Annotated in this window: 20 protein-coding genes; 9 read left to right on the forward strand and 11 right to left on the reverse strand. The window is 67.0% G+C overall.

The genetic code is table 11. The features are described from left to right. Positions 1-71: 71 nt before the first annotated feature. Complete coding sequence (locus tag ACLQ62_RS13665; RefSeq protein WP_411722179.1) at positions 72-1094, forward strand: endonuclease/exonuclease/phosphatase family protein; 1023 nt, start codon at positions 72-74, stop codon at positions 1092-1094. A 54-nt stretch (positions 1095-1148) separates the two neighbouring features. After that, positions 1149-2594 carry an aminopeptidase P family protein gene (locus tag ACLQ62_RS13670; RefSeq protein WP_411722180.1) on the forward strand — a complete coding sequence of 482 codons (1446 nt, stop codon included), beginning with the start codon at positions 1149-1151 and terminating at the stop codon, positions 2592-2594. A gap of 24 nt (positions 2595-2618) precedes the next feature. On the opposite strand, the gene ACLQ62_RS13675 is transcribed toward ACLQ62_RS13670, so the two are convergent. Then, the gene (locus tag ACLQ62_RS13675; RefSeq protein WP_411722181.1) at positions 2619-3119 is read right to left on the reverse strand and encodes a general stress protein; all 501 of its coding nucleotides are present in this window, start codon (positions 3117-3119) and stop codon (positions 2619-2621) included. Between the two features lie 88 nt (positions 3120-3207). Between ACLQ62_RS13675 and ACLQ62_RS13680 the strand changes: the two genes are divergently transcribed. The 4 genes from ACLQ62_RS13680 to ACLQ62_RS13695 are packed head-to-tail and all read left to right on the forward strand — an operon-like array spanning position 3208 to position 7018. Continuing rightward, the gene (locus tag ACLQ62_RS13680; protein WP_411722182.1) at positions 3208-4497 is read left to right on the forward strand and encodes a magnesium transporter MgtE N-terminal domain-containing protein; all 1290 of its coding nucleotides are present in this window, start codon (positions 3208-3210) and stop codon (positions 4495-4497) included. A 52-nt stretch (positions 4498-4549) separates the two neighbouring features. Continuing rightward, positions 4550-5002: a DUF1003 domain-containing protein gene (locus ACLQ62_RS13685; protein ID WP_411722217.1), complete on the forward strand. Its 453-nt coding sequence runs from the start codon at positions 4550-4552 to the stop codon at positions 5000-5002. Further along, on the forward strand, positions 4989-6152 hold the full coding sequence (locus ACLQ62_RS13690) for an Mrp/NBP35 family ATP-binding protein (RefSeq protein WP_411722183.1): 1164 nt from the start codon (positions 4989-4991) through the stop codon (positions 6150-6152). The genes ACLQ62_RS13685 and ACLQ62_RS13690 overlap by 14 nt, the downstream gene beginning before the upstream one ends. Positions 6153-6154: 2 nt before the next feature. Beyond that, positions 6155-7018, forward strand: a complete 864-nt coding sequence (locus tag ACLQ62_RS13695) for a hypothetical protein (protein WP_411722184.1) — start codon at positions 6155-6157, stop codon at positions 7016-7018. Between the two features lie 46 nt (positions 7019-7064). On the opposite strand, the gene ACLQ62_RS13700 is transcribed toward ACLQ62_RS13695, so the two are convergent. After that, complete coding sequence (locus tag ACLQ62_RS13700; protein WP_411722185.1) at positions 7065-7526, reverse strand: Sec-independent protein translocase TatB; 462 nt, start codon at positions 7524-7526, stop codon at positions 7065-7067. Positions 7527-7610: 84 nt separating this feature from the next. Between ACLQ62_RS13700 and ACLQ62_RS13705 the strand changes: the two genes are divergently transcribed. Then, a complete protein-coding gene (locus ACLQ62_RS13705; protein ID WP_411722186.1) occupies positions 7611-8240 on the forward strand; it encodes an O-methyltransferase in 630 nt (209 codons plus the stop codon). A gap of 75 nt (positions 8241-8315) precedes the next feature. Here the strand turns inward: ACLQ62_RS13705 and ACLQ62_RS13710 are convergent, their stop codons facing one another. From ACLQ62_RS13710 to dapE, 3 genes are all read right to left on the reverse strand, one after another. Further along, positions 8316-8489 (reverse strand): DUF3117 domain-containing protein, encoded by a 174-nt coding sequence (locus ACLQ62_RS13710; protein ID WP_090712530.1) that lies wholly within the window; start codon positions 8487-8489, stop codon positions 8316-8318. A gap of 94 nt (positions 8490-8583) precedes the next feature. Continuing rightward, positions 8584-9807, reverse strand: coding sequence for a hypothetical protein (locus ACLQ62_RS13715; protein ID WP_411722187.1), 1224 nt, complete (start codon positions 9805-9807; stop codon positions 8584-8586). After that, entirely contained in the window at positions 9800-10903 is a 1104-nt protein-coding gene (dapE, locus tag ACLQ62_RS13720) for a succinyl-diaminopimelate desuccinylase (protein WP_411722188.1), read from the reverse strand. Before dapE ends, ACLQ62_RS13715 begins: the two co-directional genes overlap by 8 nt. A 75-nt stretch (positions 10904-10978) precedes the next feature. Between dapE and dapD the strand changes: the two genes are divergently transcribed. Together dapD and ACLQ62_RS13730 are read left to right on the forward strand one after the other, a co-directional pair. Beyond that, entirely contained in the window at positions 10979-11947 is a 969-nt protein-coding gene (dapD, locus tag ACLQ62_RS13725) for a 2,3,4,5-tetrahydropyridine-2,6-dicarboxylate N-succinyltransferase (RefSeq protein ID WP_411722189.1), read from the forward strand. Positions 11948-11978: 31 nt separating this feature from the next. Beyond that, entirely contained in the window at positions 11979-14519 is a 2541-nt protein-coding gene (locus ACLQ62_RS13730; protein ID WP_411722190.1) for a penicillin acylase family protein, read from the forward strand. 160 nt (positions 14520-14679) lie between these two features. Here ACLQ62_RS13730 and ACLQ62_RS13735 read toward each other — a convergent pair whose 3' ends face one another. The 6 genes from ACLQ62_RS13735 to ACLQ62_RS13760 form a co-directional block, all read right to left on the reverse strand. Next, on the reverse strand, positions 14680-15987 hold the full coding sequence (locus ACLQ62_RS13735; protein ID WP_411722191.1) for a citrate synthase: 1308 nt from the start codon (positions 15985-15987) through the stop codon (positions 14680-14682). Positions 15988-16125: 138 nt separating this feature from the next. Then, positions 16126-17247 (reverse strand): succinyldiaminopimelate transaminase, encoded by a 1122-nt coding sequence (dapC, locus tag ACLQ62_RS13740; protein ID WP_411722192.1) that lies wholly within the window; start codon positions 17245-17247, stop codon positions 16126-16128. 3 nt (positions 17248-17250) lie between these two features. Continuing rightward, complete coding sequence (gene fdxA, locus ACLQ62_RS13745) at positions 17251-17568, reverse strand: ferredoxin (protein WP_411722193.1); 318 nt, start codon at positions 17566-17568, stop codon at positions 17251-17253. Between the two features lie 38 nt (positions 17569-17606). After that, entirely contained in the window at positions 17607-18086 is a 480-nt protein-coding gene (locus tag ACLQ62_RS13750) for a hypothetical protein (RefSeq protein ID WP_411722194.1), read from the reverse strand. 47 nt (positions 18087-18133) lie between these two features. Then, a complete protein-coding gene (locus ACLQ62_RS13755) occupies positions 18134-18448 on the reverse strand; it encodes an AzlD domain-containing protein (protein ID WP_411722195.1) in 315 nt (104 codons plus the stop codon). Further along, positions 18445-19218 carry an AzlC family ABC transporter permease gene (locus tag ACLQ62_RS13760; protein WP_411722196.1) on the reverse strand — a complete coding sequence of 258 codons (774 nt, stop codon included), beginning with the start codon at positions 19216-19218 and terminating at the stop codon, positions 18445-18447. The genes ACLQ62_RS13755 and ACLQ62_RS13760 overlap by 4 nt, the downstream gene beginning before the upstream one ends. Positions 19219-19275 lie beyond the last annotated feature (57 nt).

Raw genomic sequence — 19275 nt, forward strand, 5'->3', positions numbered from 1 at the left:
AGTGTATGGCTCGCGCCGCGCCCGCCGTTTCCCGGCTAATCCCAGCCCAGTGTCGATAGTGTGGCTGAACCATGCTCAAAGTCCTCGGCGCCATCGCCACCGTGGGAATCGCCGTCGCGCTCCTTGTCATTTCCGTGCCGCAAATGTTCGGCCTGCAGACCACGTGGATCATCGCGCAGATCACCTCGATGCGGTCCCTGGCGATCGTCGCCGGGGTGCTCGCCGCCGTCGCGTTCGCTCTGCTCGCCCTGGCGCGCCCCTTTCGAGCCTTCGCCGGCACAGTGGTCGTTTTGTTGCTCCTCTTCGTCGGCGGCAATGCCGCCATCGGGGTCTCCCGAGGGCTCGGCAACACCGTTTTCACGGAGGCGACACCGAACTCGGTCACCGTGCTCAGCTGGAACACCCTCGGCGACGCGCCGGGCGCCGACGCCGTCGTGAACCTCGCCATGGATTCCGGTGCTGACGTCATTTCCCTCCCCGAGACCACGCAGGCGACAGGCATCGAGATCGCCGAGACGATGCGGGCCCAGGGACGCCCGATGTGGGTGCTCACTGAGTGGTTCGACCAGATCTCCCCTGCGCGATCGACCACTGTGCTGATCAGCCCCGACCTCGGCGATTACGTCAAGGTCACGAGCAATGAGGACCGGGACGACAACACCGCCGTCCTGCCGACGGTCATCGTCGAACCCGTCGATGGGGACGGCCCGACGATCGTCGCCGCCCATGCCGTCGCCCCGATCACCGGCCAGATGGACAACTGGCGCAAGGACCTCGCCTGGCTGGCAGAGCAGTGCCGGACGGACAACGTCATCATGGCGGGCGACTTCAACGCCACCCTCGACAACATGGCCGGGCTCGGCGCAACCGACGAGGCCGCGCTCGGCAACTGCATCGACGCAGGCAAAGCCTCGGGCAACGCGTCCGTCGGAACCTGGCCCACCAGCATCCCGGCCCTGATCGGGTCGCCGATCGACCACGTCATGGCGACCCCGGACTGGCAGACGACGGGGATGCGCGTGGTCACCGAGGCGGATGGCACAGGAAGCGATCACCGACCGGTTCTCGTGCAGCTGACCCGCACAGCTCCCTAGGCAGGCACCGGCGCCCCGAAAGCGGCGGGGCGTCATCAGTGGAAGAATGGCTGCATGCAGACTGCCAGGAACACCCCGACCACGACGAGTACAGGCGTCCAGCCGGCCAGCGACGAAACCACCAGCGAAGAACCGCGCGGCACGTCGAACCGGTCGACGACCCCGGCATCGGCCCAGTTCCAGGATTTCATCGGCTCCTCATGGGCCGACCGGGTCGACGAACTCCCCGCTCCCCGAGAACAGGCCCGCTTCGCGGCCGAGCGCCGCGCCCGTCTGTCATCGGCGTTCCCCGGCAAGCGCATCGTCCTCCCGGCGGGCGCGCTCAAGCAGCGGTCAAACGACACCGACTACCCCTACCGTGCGCACTCGGCCTTCTCACACCTCACCGGCTGGGGTTCAGACTCGGAGCCGGACGCGGTCCTCGTGCTCGACCCCGCCGACGACGGCCACGACGCGACACTGTACTTCCGTGAGCGGGCTGACCGGACGTCGAACGAGTTCTACGCGAACCCGGCCATCGGGGAATTCTGGATCGGCGCTCGTCCGTCGCTCGCCCAGGTCGCAGCCGACCTCGCACTCGCCACCGACCACATCGACCGGTTCGAAGCAACGGACGCCGACCTCACCGTCGAGGAGGACGACAAACTGACGTCGTTTGTCTCCGAGCTGCGGCTGGTCAAGGACGACTTCGAGATCGCGCAGCTCCGTCTCGCCGTGGATGCCACGGCCCGCGGCTTCGACGACGTCATCGCTGATTTCCCGCGCATCTCAGCACACGAGCGGGGCGAACGCGCCGTTGAAGGTGTCTTCTACACCCGGGCGAGGCTCGACGGCAACGCTGTCGGTTATGACACCATCGCTGCGTCGGGTGCGCATGCGTGCATCCTGCACTGGACCCGCAACGACGGCCCGGTCACCCCCGGTGACCTGATCCTGCTCGACGCCGGCGTCGAAGTTGACAGTCTGTACACGGCGGACATCACGAGGACCCTGCCGGTGAACGGACGGTTCACCGACGTGCAGCGCGCCGTCTATGAGGCCGTGCGTGAAGCGGCAGACGCCGCATTCGCGATCGTCCGCCCCGGCATCATCTTCCGTGACGTGCACGCCGAGGCCATGAAGGTCATCGCGAAGCACACGGCACAGTGGGGGCTCCTCCCGGTATCAGCGGAAGAGTCGCTCGAGGCATCGAACCAGTTCCACCGCCGGTACATGGTGCACGGCACGAGCCATCACCTCGGACTCGACGTGCACGACTGCGCGGCTGCGCGCCGCGACATGTACCACGACGGCGAGGTGAAGGCCGGCATGGTCTTCACCATCGAACCGGGGCTCTACTTCCAGCCGGACGACCTGACCGTGCCGGAGGAGTTCCGCGGGATCGGCGTGCGGATCGAGGACGACATCCTCGTCACCGAAGACGGCGCCGAGAACCTCTCAGCGGCGATCCCGCGCACGGCAGACGACGTCGAGGCCTGGATCGCCCGCCTCAACGGCTGACGCCCGGCGCCGGGCAGCCTCTGGCTACTGCTGGGTCGGGGCTTCGCTGAGCACGTGCCTGGCCCGGTTCGCGAGTTCCGTCGACACCGTCACGGCGTAGCTCGTCGCGATGACCTGCATGACCGAGGTGAAGTCGCGTCGCCGGCGGTTCACCGCGTACGAGACAATCGTGAACATCATGCCGAACGCGGCGCCGATGAGCACGGCGGCGCCGACGAAGACGAGGTCGGATGCCGGGTTGACGATCACGAGGAGCAGCCCGAAGAACAGGCCGAGCCAGGCGCCGCTGAGGGCGCCAGCGCCAGCGGCGCGGCCGTAGCTGAGTTTGCCGGTGACGCGTTCAACGCTTTTGAGCCCGTCACCCACGATCGACACCTGCTTGACCGGGAAATCCGCCTGGGCAAGCCGGTCGACGGCGCGTTGCGCCTCGGTGTAGGTCTCGAAGCTGGCGACGGTCTCGCCGCGGGGAATGACGGTGTCGAGGGGCCCGCGGGACAGGCCGCGACGCTGCTGTTGGTTGCTCACCTGTCCATTCTCCCACCCGCTCCCCGGGAATCCGTCTGTGACGGCACCTCGATCCCCGCCACGCGGCTGCGCGCACTAAGTTAGAGGGGTGAGTGGCACGAGAGTTTTCGTCGCCCGGTTGGCCGGGTGCACCGTTTTCGATCCCGCGGGTGACCGTGTGGGCAAGGTGCGCGACGTGCTCGTGGTGTATCGCAAGAACGATCCGCCTCGGGTGGTCGGGCTCATCGTCGAGATTCCCGGAAAACGACGGGTTTTCGTGTCGATCGGCCGAGTGACGTCGATCGCATCAGGACAGATCATCACGACCGGGCTCATCAATGTGCGCCGTTTCGAGCAGCGAGGCGGGGAAGTTCGTGTGATCGCCGAGCTCCTCGGCCGCAAAGTCGACTTCGTCGACGGCTCTGGCGAGGCGACCATCGAAGACGTCGCCATCGAGGAGGTGGGACCGGGCGCATGGGCGGTCAGCCAGTACTTCGTCCGCCGCCCCAAGGTTTCATCGAGCCCGTTCGCGAAGGGGACGACCGCCTTCGCGACCTGGCGCGAGATCCGGGAGAGGCAGACCGGCAGCGAAGCACAATCGGCTGAGCAGCTGATCGCAACCTATTCAGATCTCAAACCGGCAGACCTCGCGAACACCCTGCTCGACCTGCCCCAGGACCGCATGATCGAGGTCGCCGAGGAGCTCTCAGACGACCGCCTCGCCGACGCCCTCGAGGAGATGCCTGAATCCGATCAGGTCCACATCCTCACCGAGCTCGGCGACGAACGCGCCGCAGACGTCCTCGACCACATGCAACCAGACGACGCCGCCGACCTCGTCGCGCAGCTCCCAGCCGAGCGCGGCGAACGTCTGCTCCAGCTGATGGAGCCGGAGGAGGCGGAGGACGTTCGGATGCTCCTCGCGTTCGCCCCTGACACCGCCGGCGGCCTGATGACGACGGAGCCGGTGATCCTCTCGGCTGACTCGACGGTCGCAGAAGCACTCGCCCTGATCCGCCGGCCCGAGCTCCCCCCTGCCCTCGGCGCAGCGGTGTGCGTCACCTTGCCGCCGTACGAGCCGCCGACCGGCCGCTATCTCGGCATCGTGCACTTCCAACGGATGCTCCGGTACCCGCCGCACGAACGTCTTGGCTCCATCATGGACCAGAGCCTGGATCCAGTCACCGCGAAAGCATCCGCCGCTGAAGTGTCACGGATTCTCGCCAGCTACGACCTCGTCTCCGTCCCGGTTGTCGACGACAACCATCGACTCGTCGGGGTGGTGACAATTGACGATGTCCTCGACTACCTCTTGCCCGAAGACTGGCGAAGTCAGAACGACGACGACGAGTCCGTAGCGCCCAACAGACCACAGGGAAGGAGGCCAGCTCGTGCCTAAGATCCGCAGGAACGAAGTACGCCTCGATGCCCCCAAAGGCCTGCGTTCGTCCATGCTTCCTGGCCGTAACCGTGAGTCGAGTGACCGCTTCGGGCGGTTCACCGAGTGGGTCGCCCGCAAGATGGGAACCCCCGGCTTCCTCTTCGGACTCACGGCCTTCTGCCTGGCCTGGATCGCCTACAACAGCTGGGGGCCCGAGGAGTTGCGTTTCGACTCGGCCGCGCTCGGCTTCACGGCGCTGACGCTCATCCTGTCCCTGCAGGCTTCGTATGCCGCTCCGCTCATCCTCCTCGCCCAGAACCGCCAGGACGACCGAGACCGGGTACAGATCGAGCAGGACCGCCAGCGCTCCGAACGCAACCTCAACGACACCGAATACCTGGCCCGCGAGGTCGTTGCCCTGCGCCTGGCCATGAAGGACATGGCGTCGAAGGACTTCATCCGCCAGGAGCTTCGCGGGCTGCTGGAGGAGCTTGAGAAGGACAAGGACGATGTCCAACGCTGAGCTCGAGGCCCGCATCACCGCGGCTCTCGGCCGAGTGATCGACCCCGAGATCCGCAAGCCGATCACCGAGCTGGGCATGGTCGCCGGTGTCGATGTCGATGACGCCGGTGCGGCATCCGTCGCCATTACGCTGACCATCGTCGGCTGCCCTGCGGCGACCGCGATCGAGCGGGATGTGACAGCGGCCGTCGCCGGCGTGACCGGCGTCACCTCCACGAGCGTTGCAGTCGGCGTGATGACAGCGGATGAACGCCGCGCCTTGATCGAGAAGCTTCGCGGCGGGAAGGCGGCCCGGGTGATGCCGTTCGGCCCGGACTCCCTCACGCGGGTGATCGCCGTCACGAGCGGCAAGGGCGGCGTCGGCAAATCGACGCTCACCGCCAACCTCGCGGTCGAACTCGCCTCCCGCGGCCTCAACGTCGGGATCGTCGACGCCGACGTGCACGGGTTCTCCATTCCGGGCCTGCTCGGCCTGACGGATGCCGCGGCAGCGGCCGGCGCGATCACCCGCCCCACACAGGTCGGAGACATGATCCTCCCGCCTCTAGCCTTCGGCGTGAAGGTGATCTCCATCGGCATGTTCGTCGAGCCGGGCGGCTCGTCCGCTGTTGCATGGCGGGGACCGATGTTGCACCGCACCATCACGCAATTCCTCACCGACGTGTATTTCGGCGACCTTGACATCCTTCTGATTGATCTGCCCCCTGGCACCGGCGACGTCGCGATCTCGATCGGGCAGACACTCCCCCACGCCGACGTGATCGTCGTCACCACACCTCAGCCGGCAGCGGCGGATGTCGCCGAACGCAGCGGCATCGTCGCCAGGCAGACCGGCCAGCGCGTGATCGGCGTGGTCGAGAACATGGCCGGCCTCCTCCAGCAGGACGGCACCGTCCTCTCCCTCTTCGGCGAAGGAGGAGGGGCGGAAGTGGCAACGAGGCTCAGTGCCGCGGACGACGCGCCCGAGGTCCCACTGCTCGCCTCGGTGCCGATCAGCGTGCCGCTGCGCTTCGGAGGCGACGCGGGAATGCCGGTCGTCCTCAGCGACCCGCTTGACCCAGCCAGCGTCGCCATCCGCACGGTCGCCGACCGGCTCATCGCCACCGGCCGCGGCCTCGCCGGCCGCAAACTGGGCCTCGCTCCGGTGTAGTCGTGCTTGATCGGTGGCTCAGTCGCCTGAACGCGATCGTCTGGTGCGCGGCAACGGCCGTCCTCAGCGGCTGCGCCGCCAGCGCGCCGGCGGAACTGCCCGACGGCGTTCGGGTCGAAGTTCTGCAGGGTCGCACCGACTACACGAGCGGGACCCTCGTCATCCGCGTCGTCAACGAATCAGGCTCGGACCTCGCGTTGCAGAGCGCCCGGGTGTCCTGGCCGGGCTTCTCCGCACCGGCGGAGTGGGAGCGGGGCACAACGGTGCGCTCGGGAACCACCGTCGACCTGCGGGCACCGGTGCCTGACGTCGAGTGCGACGGGGCCACCGCCGAGCCGGTCGCGGTCCTGAGCTTCCTCGACGGACAGGCGCGAGCCACTGCCTCGGTCCCCGTCGCCGACCCCCTGGCGACACTCGAACGGTTGCGCGGAGAAGGTTGCATAGCCGAACAGGTCGAACGGGTGGCCGCCGTCTCGGTCGGTTCTCTCGTCGTCGAGGGCGAAGGGCGGGCCTCCGTCGCCGTCGTGACGCTGACCTTCGCCCCGACGGGCGCTGAGGGGCGAGTCGAGGTCGAGGGTGTGTCGTCCACTCCGCTGCTGCGGCCGGATCCTGCGACGCACCAGAACGCCGAGGACTGGCCGCTCGACGTGAGCGTCGACGCGGCATCCGGGTCGGTGACCGCCGAGCTTCGGATCGTTCCCGCCCGCTGTGACGCGCACGCCATCGCCGATGACAAGGTCGGCACAGTGTTCAACATCGCCGTTCGACTGTCGGACGGCACAGCAGGCGAATACCGCCTTATTCCGAGGGACGGTGTCCGAGAGGAACTCCTGAACTACGTGCGCGCCACCTGCGGGCTGCTCTGAGCAGGCGAAATCCCGTTCATGAACAGGCACCGCCTCACACTGCCGGTCAGGTCGACTCGGGATCGTACGGCGGCGGCGTGACCGGTTCCCCTGCGGCGATCCGACGACGACGATCGATCGCTCCCGGCGTCACGAACGGCGACGACGCCGCCCCGGGTACCGTTTGCTCCGACACGGCTCCCCCCGCTGCGGCGGCGCCCGCAGCCGCCGGGAAGGTCGACGGTGGCTTGATCACGGGTTCGGGCTCGGGCGAGTCATCGAGGAGGGCCTCCCGGATGATCCGGCGGGGGTCATACTGTCTGGGGTCGAGTTTCTGCCAGTCGACGTCGTCGAACTCCGGTCCCATTTCGTCGCGCATGCGGTCCTTGGCCCCGCGAGCCATGTCGCGAAGCGACCGGATCAACTGTGCGAATTTCGCGGCGTACCCCGGCAGCCGCTCAGGGCCCAACAGGAAGACAGCAATCACCCCGATGATGAGCAGCTTCTCGAACGTCAGGCCAAAGAACACGAGTTCAGACTATCGCGCCGCGCCTTGCAAAATCCCGCACATTCCGCCGGTACTGTTGTGCCAACCACCATCGGGAGCGAAGAAGTGTCAGAACAAGATTCGAACTGGAAGTACGCCGACTACATCGTCACCGAATCTGAGGCGATCGCGAAGGCCCGGTCACAGTCCCTCGAGCTCGGCATCGAACCCTTGTCGCCTGCGATGGGGGCACAGGTCGCGGTTCTTGCTGCTGCCACGAATGCGATGAACATCGTTGAGATCGGAACCGGAGCCGGCGTGTCGGGCTTGTGGCTGCTGCACTCATCTTCCCGTTCGGTGCTGACCTCCATCGACTCCGAAGTGGAACACCTCGGCTACGCCAGGCAAGCGTTCTCCGACGCCCGTATCGCTGCGAACCGTGTGCGTCTCATCACGGGGAGAGCCCTCGATGTGCTTCCTCGCATGAACGAGAACTCGTACGACGTCGTCTACGTCGACGGCGACCCCGCCCAGGTGATCGAGAACGTCGAACACGGGTTACGGCTGGCCCGCGCCGGTGGCACGGTTCTCGTTCCTCACGCCCTGTGGCGCGGTCGAGTCGCCGACCCCGCGCAGCGCGACGACGTCACCAGCGCCTTCCGCACACTGGTACAGGAGATCGCGTCGTCAACTGCCGTGGTGAGTGCGCTCTCACCTGTCGGCGACGGCCTGCTGCAGATTACCAAGCTCGACTGACGCCCCACACAACAAAGACGCGGATGCGTGTGGTCAGGTGACCACCGGCATCCGCGTCCTTTGTGCTTGGAAGAACTAGCTCGGGGAAACAACCCCGGCGAGTGCATCGTGGAGTTCTTTGGCTTCAGCATCGTTCACGGAGACGACGAGTCGTCCGCCGCCTTCGAGTGGAACCCGCACGATGATCAGCCGACCCTCCTTCACGGCCTCCATTGGCCCATCCCCAGTCCTCGGCTTCATCGCTGCCATTCGGCTCCCCTTTCGTTGCTTAGAACTCTATTATCTGCCTTTCAGGGGGGACAGGCGAAATCGGCCCCGTTCCAGTCCCGGATTGGGGGCACTGCTACGGCGGCGTCCAGTCGTAGCCATCGACCCGCCAGGCGAGAAGAATCCAGCCGATCTGACCAGCGATACTGAGCACGACGATCGCGCTCCGATAGACGAGCGATCGCGGCTGAGCGAGCACTCCGGCCAACGGGAAGACCGGAACGAGCAGCCGGAACGTGCTCGACTGCGGAAAGAACACCGCCCAGAGGTAGAGCAGGTAGCTCGCAACCCAGAGCCGGAGATCGATCCCCAGCCGTTTGGCCTGCGGCGACACGAGGAGTGCCACGACGGCCGCGACGAGGAGGACGACCCCGCTCGCACCCCACCAGAACCCCGCAGGTAGCCCGAGCCCGTTCACCGCCCACCAGTCCAGCCCCTGGAACCATCCGGCGAACGGCACAAGGTCGGTGTAGCCGATGTACGCCGATCGCCACGCCAGTTCGGTGTCGGTGTACGCGGTGAGGGAGCCGGTGACCGCCCAGGCGGTGACGAGCCAGCCGAGCCCCAGGACACCGCTCGCCACGGCGGTGACGGATGCCGCGATCACCTCCCTCCGAGGGAACGGGTTCTGCCGTCGCGTCCACCAGCGGTGCAGCACGTGCAACAGGAGGAACAGCGCGAAGGCCAGGCCGCTCGGGCGGGTGAAGGACGCCACGGCGATCAGGGGCAAGGCGAGCCAGTACCGCCGGCGCATCACGAGGGAGAGCGCGCCCGCGAGAAGCAGAAGGTGCATCGATTCGGCGTAAGCGACCTGCAGGATGGGCGCGAGCGGCGACACCGAATAGCAGACGACGGCGAACATCGCGGTTCCGGCCGGGAGAACCAGCCGGAACAGCCGTGCAATGACGACAGCGGATGCGAAGCCGCAGGCGAGTGAGACGAACACCGCCGTGGGCGCCCAGGGCATCCCGGTCAGCACCATGACTGCCCGGACCACCATCGGGTACACCGGCATGAAGGCCCACGCGTTCTCGCCGACATGACCGTCCTCGGTCCGCGGCAGGACGCTCGGGTAGCCGGACTCGGCGATGATGTTGTACCAACGGCCGTCCCAGATCGACGCGAAATCAGCGTAGCCGGGACTCGGGCCGGTCCAGGCGTTCGCGGGCTGGCCTGCCGCCACCACGAGCAGGATGACGGTCGTCACCACCCGCGCCGCAGCGAACACGAAAAGCGCCTGGCCCCACCAGGGAGTGCGCCGCCACAGGTCGGGAATCGACCTGGTTCGGATCTCAGCCACCCGCGCCGGTCAGCCAGGTGCGGAGTGCCGTCTCACAGCCCGCGATCTCGTCCAGCGCGACCCGTTCGTCGTCGGCGTGGGCCTTCAGCGGGTCCCCGGGGCCGTAGTTGACGGCGGGGATGCCGAGGGCGGAGAACCGGGCGACGTCGGTCCAGCCGTACTTGGGCAACGCGACGCCGCCCACCGCGGCGAGGAACTCCTGAGCGATCGGCGCGTCCAGTCCCGGCCTGGCCCCGTCGGCGGCATCCGTCAGCGTGACGTCGAAACCGGAGAACAACTCGCGGACCTCGGCCTCGGCCTCGGCTGCACTGCGGTTCGGCGCGAACCGGTAGTTCACCGTCACCGTGCACTCGTCGGGGATGACGTTGCCGGCGATGCCGCCGGAGACGCCGACGGCGTTGAGGCTTTCGCGGTAGACGAGGCCGTCGACTTCGATCGAGCGGGGCTCGTAGGCGGCGAGGATGCCGAGGATCGGCGCCGCTTTGTGGATGGCGTTGTCGCCGACCCAGCTGCGGGCGGAATGGGCGCGAAGCCCCGTGGTGGTTATCTCGACCCGGAGGGTGCCGTTGCACCCGCCCTCGATGTCGCCGCGGGTTGGCTCACCCAGGATGGCGAAGTCGCCGACGAACAGATCAGGGCGGCGTTCGGCCAGCAGTTTCAGGCCGTTGATGTCGCTCGACACTTCCTCGTTGTCGTACCACATCCAGGTCACGTCGAGAGAAGGGGCCGTGAGCTCTGCGGCCAGCTTGAGCTGAACCGCGACTCCGGCCTTCATGTCGACGGTGCCCCTGCCCCACAGGTAGTCCCGGCCGTCGACGGTTTCGAAGCGGGTGGGCAGGTTCTCGTTCAGCGGAACCGTGTCGATGTGCCCGGCGATGACCACCCGCCGCCCCCGGCCCTGTAGCGTGCGTGCCACGATCGTGTTGCCCTCACGGACGACGTCGAGGTGAGGGTATGCGGCCAGCGCGAGCTCGATGGCATCCGCGAGAGTTCTCTCGTTGCCCGACACGGATTCGATGTCGCAGATCGCCCGGGTGAGATCCACCGACCCGGCGGTGAGGTCGAGTTCAGGGGCGTCGAGGGGCTGATCCGGCATGGCTTCAGTCTATGGGCGGCCGAACGGGTCGGCCGGGCGCCCACCGGGGCGTGCCGCATTCGCTAGCCTTGAGGCATGACCACCGCTTCAGAGAATACTGCCCTGCCAACCCACGCCTGGGGCTACGGCCTCGCCACGGTGAGTGCGGACGGGACAGTGCTCGACACCTGGTATCCGGAACCGAAGCTGGGGATACTGCCGCCCGGCCGGGAGCGCTGGATCGCACCGGCAGAGATCGAAGCCCTGGCCATCCCGGACGAACGCCGTAACGTGCGCGTCGACATCGTCACCGTCGAGGTCGATCTGCGCGAGCAGGCGAAGGACACGCCGGACGCGTACCTGCGCCTGCACCTGCTGAGCCACCTTCTCGTCCGGCCGAACACGATCAACCTCGACGGCATCTTCACTCACCTGCCCATCGTCGTCTGGACCAACGCCGGCCCCGTCCACCCAGAGGAATTCGACCGGCTGCGCCCGGCACTGTCCCGGCAGGGCATTCACGCCACCGGCATCGACAAGTTCCCCCGGCTGCTCGACTACGTCACCCCGTCGAAAGTGCGGATCGCGGACGCTTCGCGCGTGCGCCTCGGAGCACACCTCGCGCCGGGGACGACGGTAATGCACGAAGGGTTCGTGAACTTCAACGCGGGAACCCTCGGCGCCTCCATGGTCGAAGGGCGGATCTCGCAGGGTGTCGTGGTCGGCGACGGCTCAGACATCGGCGGCGGCGCCTCGATCATGGGTACCCTCTCCGGCGGCGGAACCCAGCGGGTCTCCATCGGCGCACGGGCCCTTCTCGGCGCGAACTCCGGCATCGGCATCTCCATCGGAGATGACAGCGTTGTCGAAGCGGGCCTGTACGTGACCGCGGGCACCAAGGTTCTCGTCCTCGACGGCGCAGCGGATTCGCCTCGCACCGTGAAGGCCGTCGAACTGTCCGGCGTTCCCAACATCCTGTTCCGACGGAATTCCGTCTCGGGGGCGGTCGAAGTCCTGCCCCGCACCGGCGCAGGGATCCAGCTCAATCAGGCTCTCCACGCCTGATTTCCCCTCTACCTCTTCACAAAGGAGTGATGTGGTCCGAACCTCACGCCGCGGTCGGCGCTCGCGCGCCTTCACCGTCTTCCTCAGCATCACGGCGGTGTTCGTTGTCGTTGTGCTCGTCGGCGGCGGCCTCGGAATCTGGACTGTGCAGCGCTCCTTCCCCCAACTCTCCGGGACACTCACGGTGCCAGGGCTCGACGGCGACGTCACCGTCGAACGCGACGACGCCGGCATCCCGACGATCGAAGCAGACAACGCCCACGATCTTTTCCAGGCGCAAGGGTTTGTGCACGCCCAGGATCGTTTCTGGGAGATGGACTTCCGCCGTCATGTGACCAGCGGGCGGCTCGCCGAGCTGTTCGGCGCGTCACAGGTCGGAACAGACACTTTCGTGCGGACCCTTGGCTGGCGCGTGGTCGCTGAAGAAGAAGTGAAGCTCCTCGATGCGGAGACTCTCGGCTGGTACCAGGCCTACGCCGACGGGGTGAATGCCTACCTCGCCCAGCGAAGCGGGGCCGACCTCTCACTCGAGTATGCCGTCCTCGTACTGCAGAACCCGGGCTATGAGCCGGAGAAGTGGACCCCAGCCGATTCGGTGGCCTGGTTGAAGGCGATGGCCTGGGACCTCCGCTCGAATCTGGAGGATGAGATCGACCGTGCGCTGCTGGCGACGGAGCTGACGCCCGAGCAGGTGGCCCAGATCTATCCGCCGTACCCGTTCGCGGACAACCCGACGATACTCCCGTCGTCGGCGCCCGCACCGGCATCCGTCGGCTCGGCCATCCCGATGGCGCCGGCCACAGACGGCACTGCCGATTCGCTCCTCGAACTCAGGGACATCCTCAAGAGGATGCCCGAGTTGCTCGGCCGGGCAGGCCCTGACATCGGTTCGAATTCCTGGGTGGTTTCGGGGCAGCACACGGCGTCGGGCAAACCCCTGCTCGCCAACGACCCGCACCTGGGCCCGGCCCTTCCGTCGGTCTGGTACCAGATGGGTTTGCGCTGCTCCACCGTCTCCGCGGAGTGCCCGTTCTCCGTGGCCGGCTTCAGCTTCTCCGGCATGCCTGGCATCATCATCGGCCACAACGATCGCGTCGCGTGGGGGTTCACCAACCTCGGTCCCGATGTGGCCGACCTGTACCTGGAGAAGGTGTCAGGCGACCTGGTCGAGCTCGATGGCGTCACAGCGCCCCTCACCATCCGCGAGGAGATCGTGAAGGTCGCCGGAGGGGACGATGTCCCGATCCGCATCCGTTCGACCTCACACGGCCCTTTAGTCACCGGGATCAGTGGCGAGTTCGGCGACATCGCAGCCGACTACCCCGCGACCGCCGACCTGCCGGAGGGCCGCTATGAGCTGTCCCTGCAGTGGACGGCGCTCACACCGGGGCGCACCCCAGGCGCGATCTTCGCCGTCAACAAGGCAACCGACTGGGAGAGCTTCCGGGCCGGGGCACGGCTGTTCGACGTGCCCTCGCAGAACCTCGTCTACGCCGACATCGACGGCAACATCGGCTACCAGGCCCCTGGTCTCATACCAATCCGCCAGAGCGGCGACGGGACCCTCCCTCAACCAGGCTGGTTCGCTTCGACGGCCTGGGCCGGCTACGTGGACTTCGACTCTCTTCCGTCGCTGTACAACCCCCCATCCGGCTACATCGTCACCGCGAACAACGCCGTTGCTTCAGAGAGCGCCGCTCCCCTGCTGACCCGGGACTGGGATGCCGGCTACCGCGCGTCTCGCATCGTCGACCTGATCGAGCAGTCCATCGCCTCGGGCGGCGGCTTCACTACCGACGACATGAGCGCGATCCAGGCCGACAACGCGAACTCCTTCGCTGAGCGCATCGCACCCTATATCGCCGCCCTTGCGCCGTCCGGCAACGCCCGGCTGGGCAAACAACTCCTCGACGGCTGGGACTTCCATGACGACGCGGACAGCGCGCAGTCCGCGTACTTCAACATCTTCTGGCGGAACCTCCTCGAGACCACGTTCGCTCCCAAACTGCCGGACGCGATTCCGCCTGCGGGCGGGTCGCAGTGGTTCCAGGTGGTCGGTGCGCTCCTCGACGAACCGGATTCGGAGTGGTGGGCGGGCCAGGACGACATCGTCGTCAGCCGAGACGACGCCCTCACGCTTGCACTCAGCAAGGCCTGGACCGAGGCCGAGCAGCTGATGGGACCCGACCAGGAGGACTGGACCTGGGGTGAACTGCACACCCTCACCATCCGCAATGAGAGCTTCGGCGAATCCGGCGTCGCACCGATCGAGATGCTCTTCAACCGCGGTCCGTACGAGCTCGCCGGCGGGTCCTCCGTGGTCAACGCCGTCGGCTGGTACGCCCCCGAAGGCTATGTGGTCGACTGGGTTCCGTCAATGCGTCAGGTGGTCGACCTGGCCGACCTCGACTCGTCGACCTGGATCAACCTCACAGGCACGTCGGGGCACGCGTTCCACGCCAACTACGTCGACCAGACACCGCTCTGGCAGAAGCAGGAGACCCGGACCTGGCCGTTCAGCCCGGATGCCGTGACGCAAGCGACGAGGGACACCCTGACACTCGTGCCTTGAGCCGCTGGGCGCGGCATCCGCCGTCGGGCGCCGCAGCATCCGCTCGCGCGGGAGTCGATGCATCCGCTCGCGCGGGCCGATTCGCGCCGCGCGGGCGCAATCGCACCCGCGCCCGGCAGAAACACCCGCGCAGCCGTTGAACGGTTACCGCGGATGCGGCTCAGCGCTGGGGAAGGTTGCGCTCGACCGCACCGGTGTACAGCTGCTGCGGGCGGCCGATCTTGGTCTGCGGGTCTTCGTTCATCTCACGCCAGTGGGCGACCCAGCCGGGCAGACGACCGATGGCGAAGAGCACGGTGAACATGCGGGTCGGGAACCCCATCGCCTTGTAGATCACGCCGGTGTAGAAGTCGACGTTCGGGTACAGGCGACGTTCCTTGAAGTAGTCGTCCTCGAGGGCGATCTGTTCGAGCTCCTTCGCGAGGTCCAGGAGCGGGTCGCTGATGCCGAGCTGGGCGAGCACCTGGTCGGCGCTTTCCTTGACGATCTTCGCGCGGGGGTCGTAGTTCTTGTAGACGCGGTGCCCGAAGCCCATGAGCTTCACACCTTCTTCTTTGTTCTTCACCCGGTCGACGAAGCGCTGGACGCCCTCCCCCGAGTCGCGGATCCGGCCGAGCATGTCGAGAACGGCCTCGTTGGCGCCGCCGTGCAGCGGGCCGGAGAGGGCGTTGATGCCGGCCGAAATGGAGGCGTAGAGGTTGGCGCCAGTCGAGCCGACGAGACGCACGGTCGACGTGGATGCATTCTGCTCGTGGTCGGCGTGCAGGATGAGGAGCTGCTCCAGGGCGGTGGAGAGCACCGGGTCGATCTCGTACGGTTCGGCCATGTTGCCGAAGTTGAGCCGGAGAAAGTTGTCGACAAAGCTCAGGCTGTTGTCGGGGTACAGGAACGCCTGGCCGAGCGCCTTCTTGTGCGCGTACGCGGCAATGACCGGCAGCTTCGCCAGCAGGCGGATCGTGGTGAGCTCCACCTGCTCGGGGTCGGTGGGGTCGGCTGCGTTCTCGTAGTAGGTCGACAGCGCCGAGAGGGCGCTGGAGATGACGGCCATCGGGTGCGCAGTGTGCGGCAGCGCCGAGAAGAAATGCTTGAGGTCTTCGTGGAGCAGGGTGTGACGGCGGATCTTTTCGTCGAACTCGCCGAGCTGGTCGGCGGTGGGAAGCTCACCGTGGATGAGGAGCCAGGCGACCTCGAGGTAGCTGGACCCCTTCGCGAGCTGCTCGATCGGGTAGCCACGATACCGAAGGATGCCGGCATCCCCGTCGATATAGGTGATGTCAGACTTCGTGGCCGCGGTGTTCACGAATCCGTAGTCGAGGGTGGTGAGCCCGGTTTGCCGTGTCAGCGTCGACACATCGATGCTGGACGCCCCCTGGCTGGAACCCAGAATCGGGAATTCGGCGGTACCTCCGGGGTACGTCAGTGTCGCTTTGTGGTTCCTTGCGCGGAAGTCCTGCTCGACGTCGCCCACGGCGCCTCCTTGTGCTGGTGATTACGTTCGTCGGACCTGACGCGGGAACCACTGCCGGCCATGCAAGGTCCGGATACAGCCTAATCGGCTCCGAGGCCAACTGTCGCATTCGCCAACAGGTGCGCCAGTGCGTTGGAGCTATCCTCCTAAAGCGGGTGTTTCTCGCAGCCGCGCCGCCGCCGCGGCGATACGTTCGTCGGTCGCCGTCAGCGACAGCCGCACGTGATCCGGGTAGAACTCCCCGTAGAAATGGCCGGGGCCGGCGAGGATTCCGAGGTCCGCGAGCCGGTCGATCGACGCCCATGCGTCGCGACCCTCCGTCGCCCACAGGTATAGCCCAGCCTCGCTGAAATCGATCCGGAACCCCGCTTCTTCGAGCGCTGGGACGAGGATGTTCCGGCGTGCGCGGTAACGCTCCTTCTGCTCGGCAACGTGCGCGTCATCGGCAAGCGCAGCGACCATCGCGGCCTGGAGCGGGCCGGGAAGCATGAGGCCGGCATGCTTGCGCACGTTGAGCAAGCGCGCGATCGTCTCGGCGCATCCGGCGGCGAACGCGGCCCGGTAGCCGGCCATGTTGGACTGTTTGCTCAGCGAGTAGATCGCCAGGATTCCGCTGACATCTCCCTCGGTGACGCGCTGGTCAAGGACGCTGGGGATCGGTGTCTGTTCCCACGGTCCGCTCCAGCCGAGTTCGGCGTAGCATTCGTCGTTGATGAGAACGGCGCCGAGCTCCCTCGCCCGCTTCACGGCCGAGCGCAGGAAGTCGACATCGAGCACGCGGCCGTCCGGGTTCCCAGGCGAGTTCAGCCAGATGAGCCTCGTTGACTCCGGCCATTCGGCGGGGTCGTCGGATGCTGTCGACTCGGCCCCGCAGAGCGCCGCACCGATCGCATAGGTCGGATATGCGGCCTTCGGGTGCACGATGGTGTCCCCGGCCCCCAAGCCGATCATGAACGGGAGCAGGGCAACAAGTTCCTTCGATCCGATGCTCGGCAGCACGTTCTCCACGTCGAGCCCGGTCACGTTGCGGCGTCGCTCGAACCAGGCCACGATGGCTTCGCGCAGCGCTGGTGTTCCCGCCGTGGTCGGGTAGGCGTGCGCGTCAGTGGCTGCGGCCAAGGCATCCCGCACGACGGCGGGAGTGGCGTCGACCGGTGACCCGATCGAGAGGTCGGCGATGCCGTCCGGGTGCGAGCGGGCGCGCCTGGCGAACGGCGCCATGGCATCCCACGGATAATCGGGAAGTGGCTGGAGCGCCACGGGTCAGGCCTGCGGAGGCAGGGCGGCGATGACCGGGTGGTCGTACTTGATCACTCCGACCTTGGCCGCTCCGCCTGGCGAGCCGATCTCGTTGAAGAACTCGACGTTGGCCTTGTAGTAGTCCGCCCATTCCTCAGGCAGGTCGTCCTCGTAATAGATCGCCTCGACGGGGCACACCGGTTCACAGGCACCGCAGTCGACGCATTCATCCGGGTGGATGTAGAGGGAGCGTTCCCCCTCGTAGATGCAGTCGACGGGGCATTCATCGATGCACGCTCGGTCTTTGACATCCACACACGGGAGGGCGATCACGTAGGTCACGGTTTGCTGGGTTCCCTTCGATTACAGGAGTACCCAGTCTACGCCTCAGGCCAGTGCCGCAGGTTCTCGGGTGCTGGGGAGGGCCTCCGGGCGGTCGCCACGGCTGGTCGTTGCGGCATCCGCGGCCAGGCGACGACCACTGTTGCGACGAGGACGGGCACCACCGTCCAGGCCAGTCCGACGACTCCCTGAGGAATCAACACCGACCCGCCCGCGCTGGCGATCGAGAACAGGGCGATCATGCCGACCATTCCGATGGCGGTGAAGAGCACGGGGACCCGATCGTCGAACAGGAGGCGGAAGCCGACCAGCAGGCCGAGGGCTCCGATCAGGGAGAGGACGAGCCCGACGGGAAGCGCTGCTTCTCCGATCCGAAGCACGTTCTGATGCGAGACAGTACCGACGGCGCCGTAGATCGCTCCGACGAGGGCGGACAGCAACGCCCCCGGGAGACGGGATGCCAGCCGGGAGCCGGACTCGGCTGGCGGAACGGGCTGGCGGGAGTCGTCGAAGGTCACCGGCACAGTTTAGCCGCGGGTGCTGGGCAGGAACTGCGCTGGCACGGTCACGCCATCCCACCCCAGGAACGGAGCATGGCGGCCACGAGAGCCGCCGCGATCACGACGACGAGGAACGGCACGCGCAGCCAGTACAGCAGTCCTGCGGCGGCGAGAGCAGGCACGCGAGCGTCGACGACGAGGCCCTGGCCTGCACCGACCGTCTGCACGGCGATGAGGGCGGCGAGCAAGGCAACAGTGAGAAGGTCAGCGGTCCGGGCGGCCGCCGGTTTCTCCAGCCAGTGCGGCGGCACCGCATAGCCGACCAGCTTGAGGGCGACGCAGGCGATGGAAGCGATCAGGACGATGTGCCAGAAGGTCACTGCGCGACCTCCGCGTCGGTGCGGCGGCCGAGCCAGTTCGTCGTCCCCACGATCACAGCGACGAGTGCAGCGGCGAGGACGGGCACACCGGGTGCGACGACCGGTGTGAGGGCGGCGGCCGCGACGGCCGCTGCGCAGGCGACGGCGATGGTCTGGTGACTTCGCAGCCGGGGCCAGATCAGGCCAAGGAATGCTGCGGCGGCAGCTGCGTCGAGGCCGTAGGCGCGGGTGTCACCGAGCAGGTCGCCGATGAGGGCGCCGAGCAGGGTCGTGAGGTTCCAGCCGATGTAGACGACGATTCCGGTGACCCAGAACCCGCGACGGCGGGCGGCGGGCTCATTCTGGGCGAGAGCAACGGCCGTCGGCTCGTCGATCGTCAGCCATGCCGCAGCCGCGTTCTTCCACCAACCGCTTGCAGCGACGACGGGTTTCATCCGCATCCCGTACGCGGCATTCCTCACGCCGAGAAGCGCCGCGCTCGCAATGGCCGTTCCGCCTGCCGCCGCTCCCCCTGATGCCAGGATGCCGACGAGAGCGAATTGTGAGCCGCCGGTGAACATGACCAGGCTCAGGACGCAGGCCTGCCAGACGTCGAGGCCGGCCGCAACGGCGAGGGCACCGAATGAAACGCCGTACGCGGCTGTCGCAACGCCCACCGCGATGCCCTGACGGGTGGCGAGCTGTTCGGGCGTGCGTTCGATCGCTCTGGCTCGCGAACGTCGCGAGCGGATGCCTGTCGGCACGTCTGATTCGAATCGTGCACGCGACATGGTTCAAGGGTAGCGGGAACGACGAAGCGCCCGGAATCCAGGATTCCGGGCGCCCGA

It is taken from the genome of Mycetocola sp. (assembly GCF_046716805.1).
Taxonomy (GTDB): Bacteria; Actinomycetota; Actinomycetes; order Actinomycetales; family Microbacteriaceae; genus Mycetocola_A.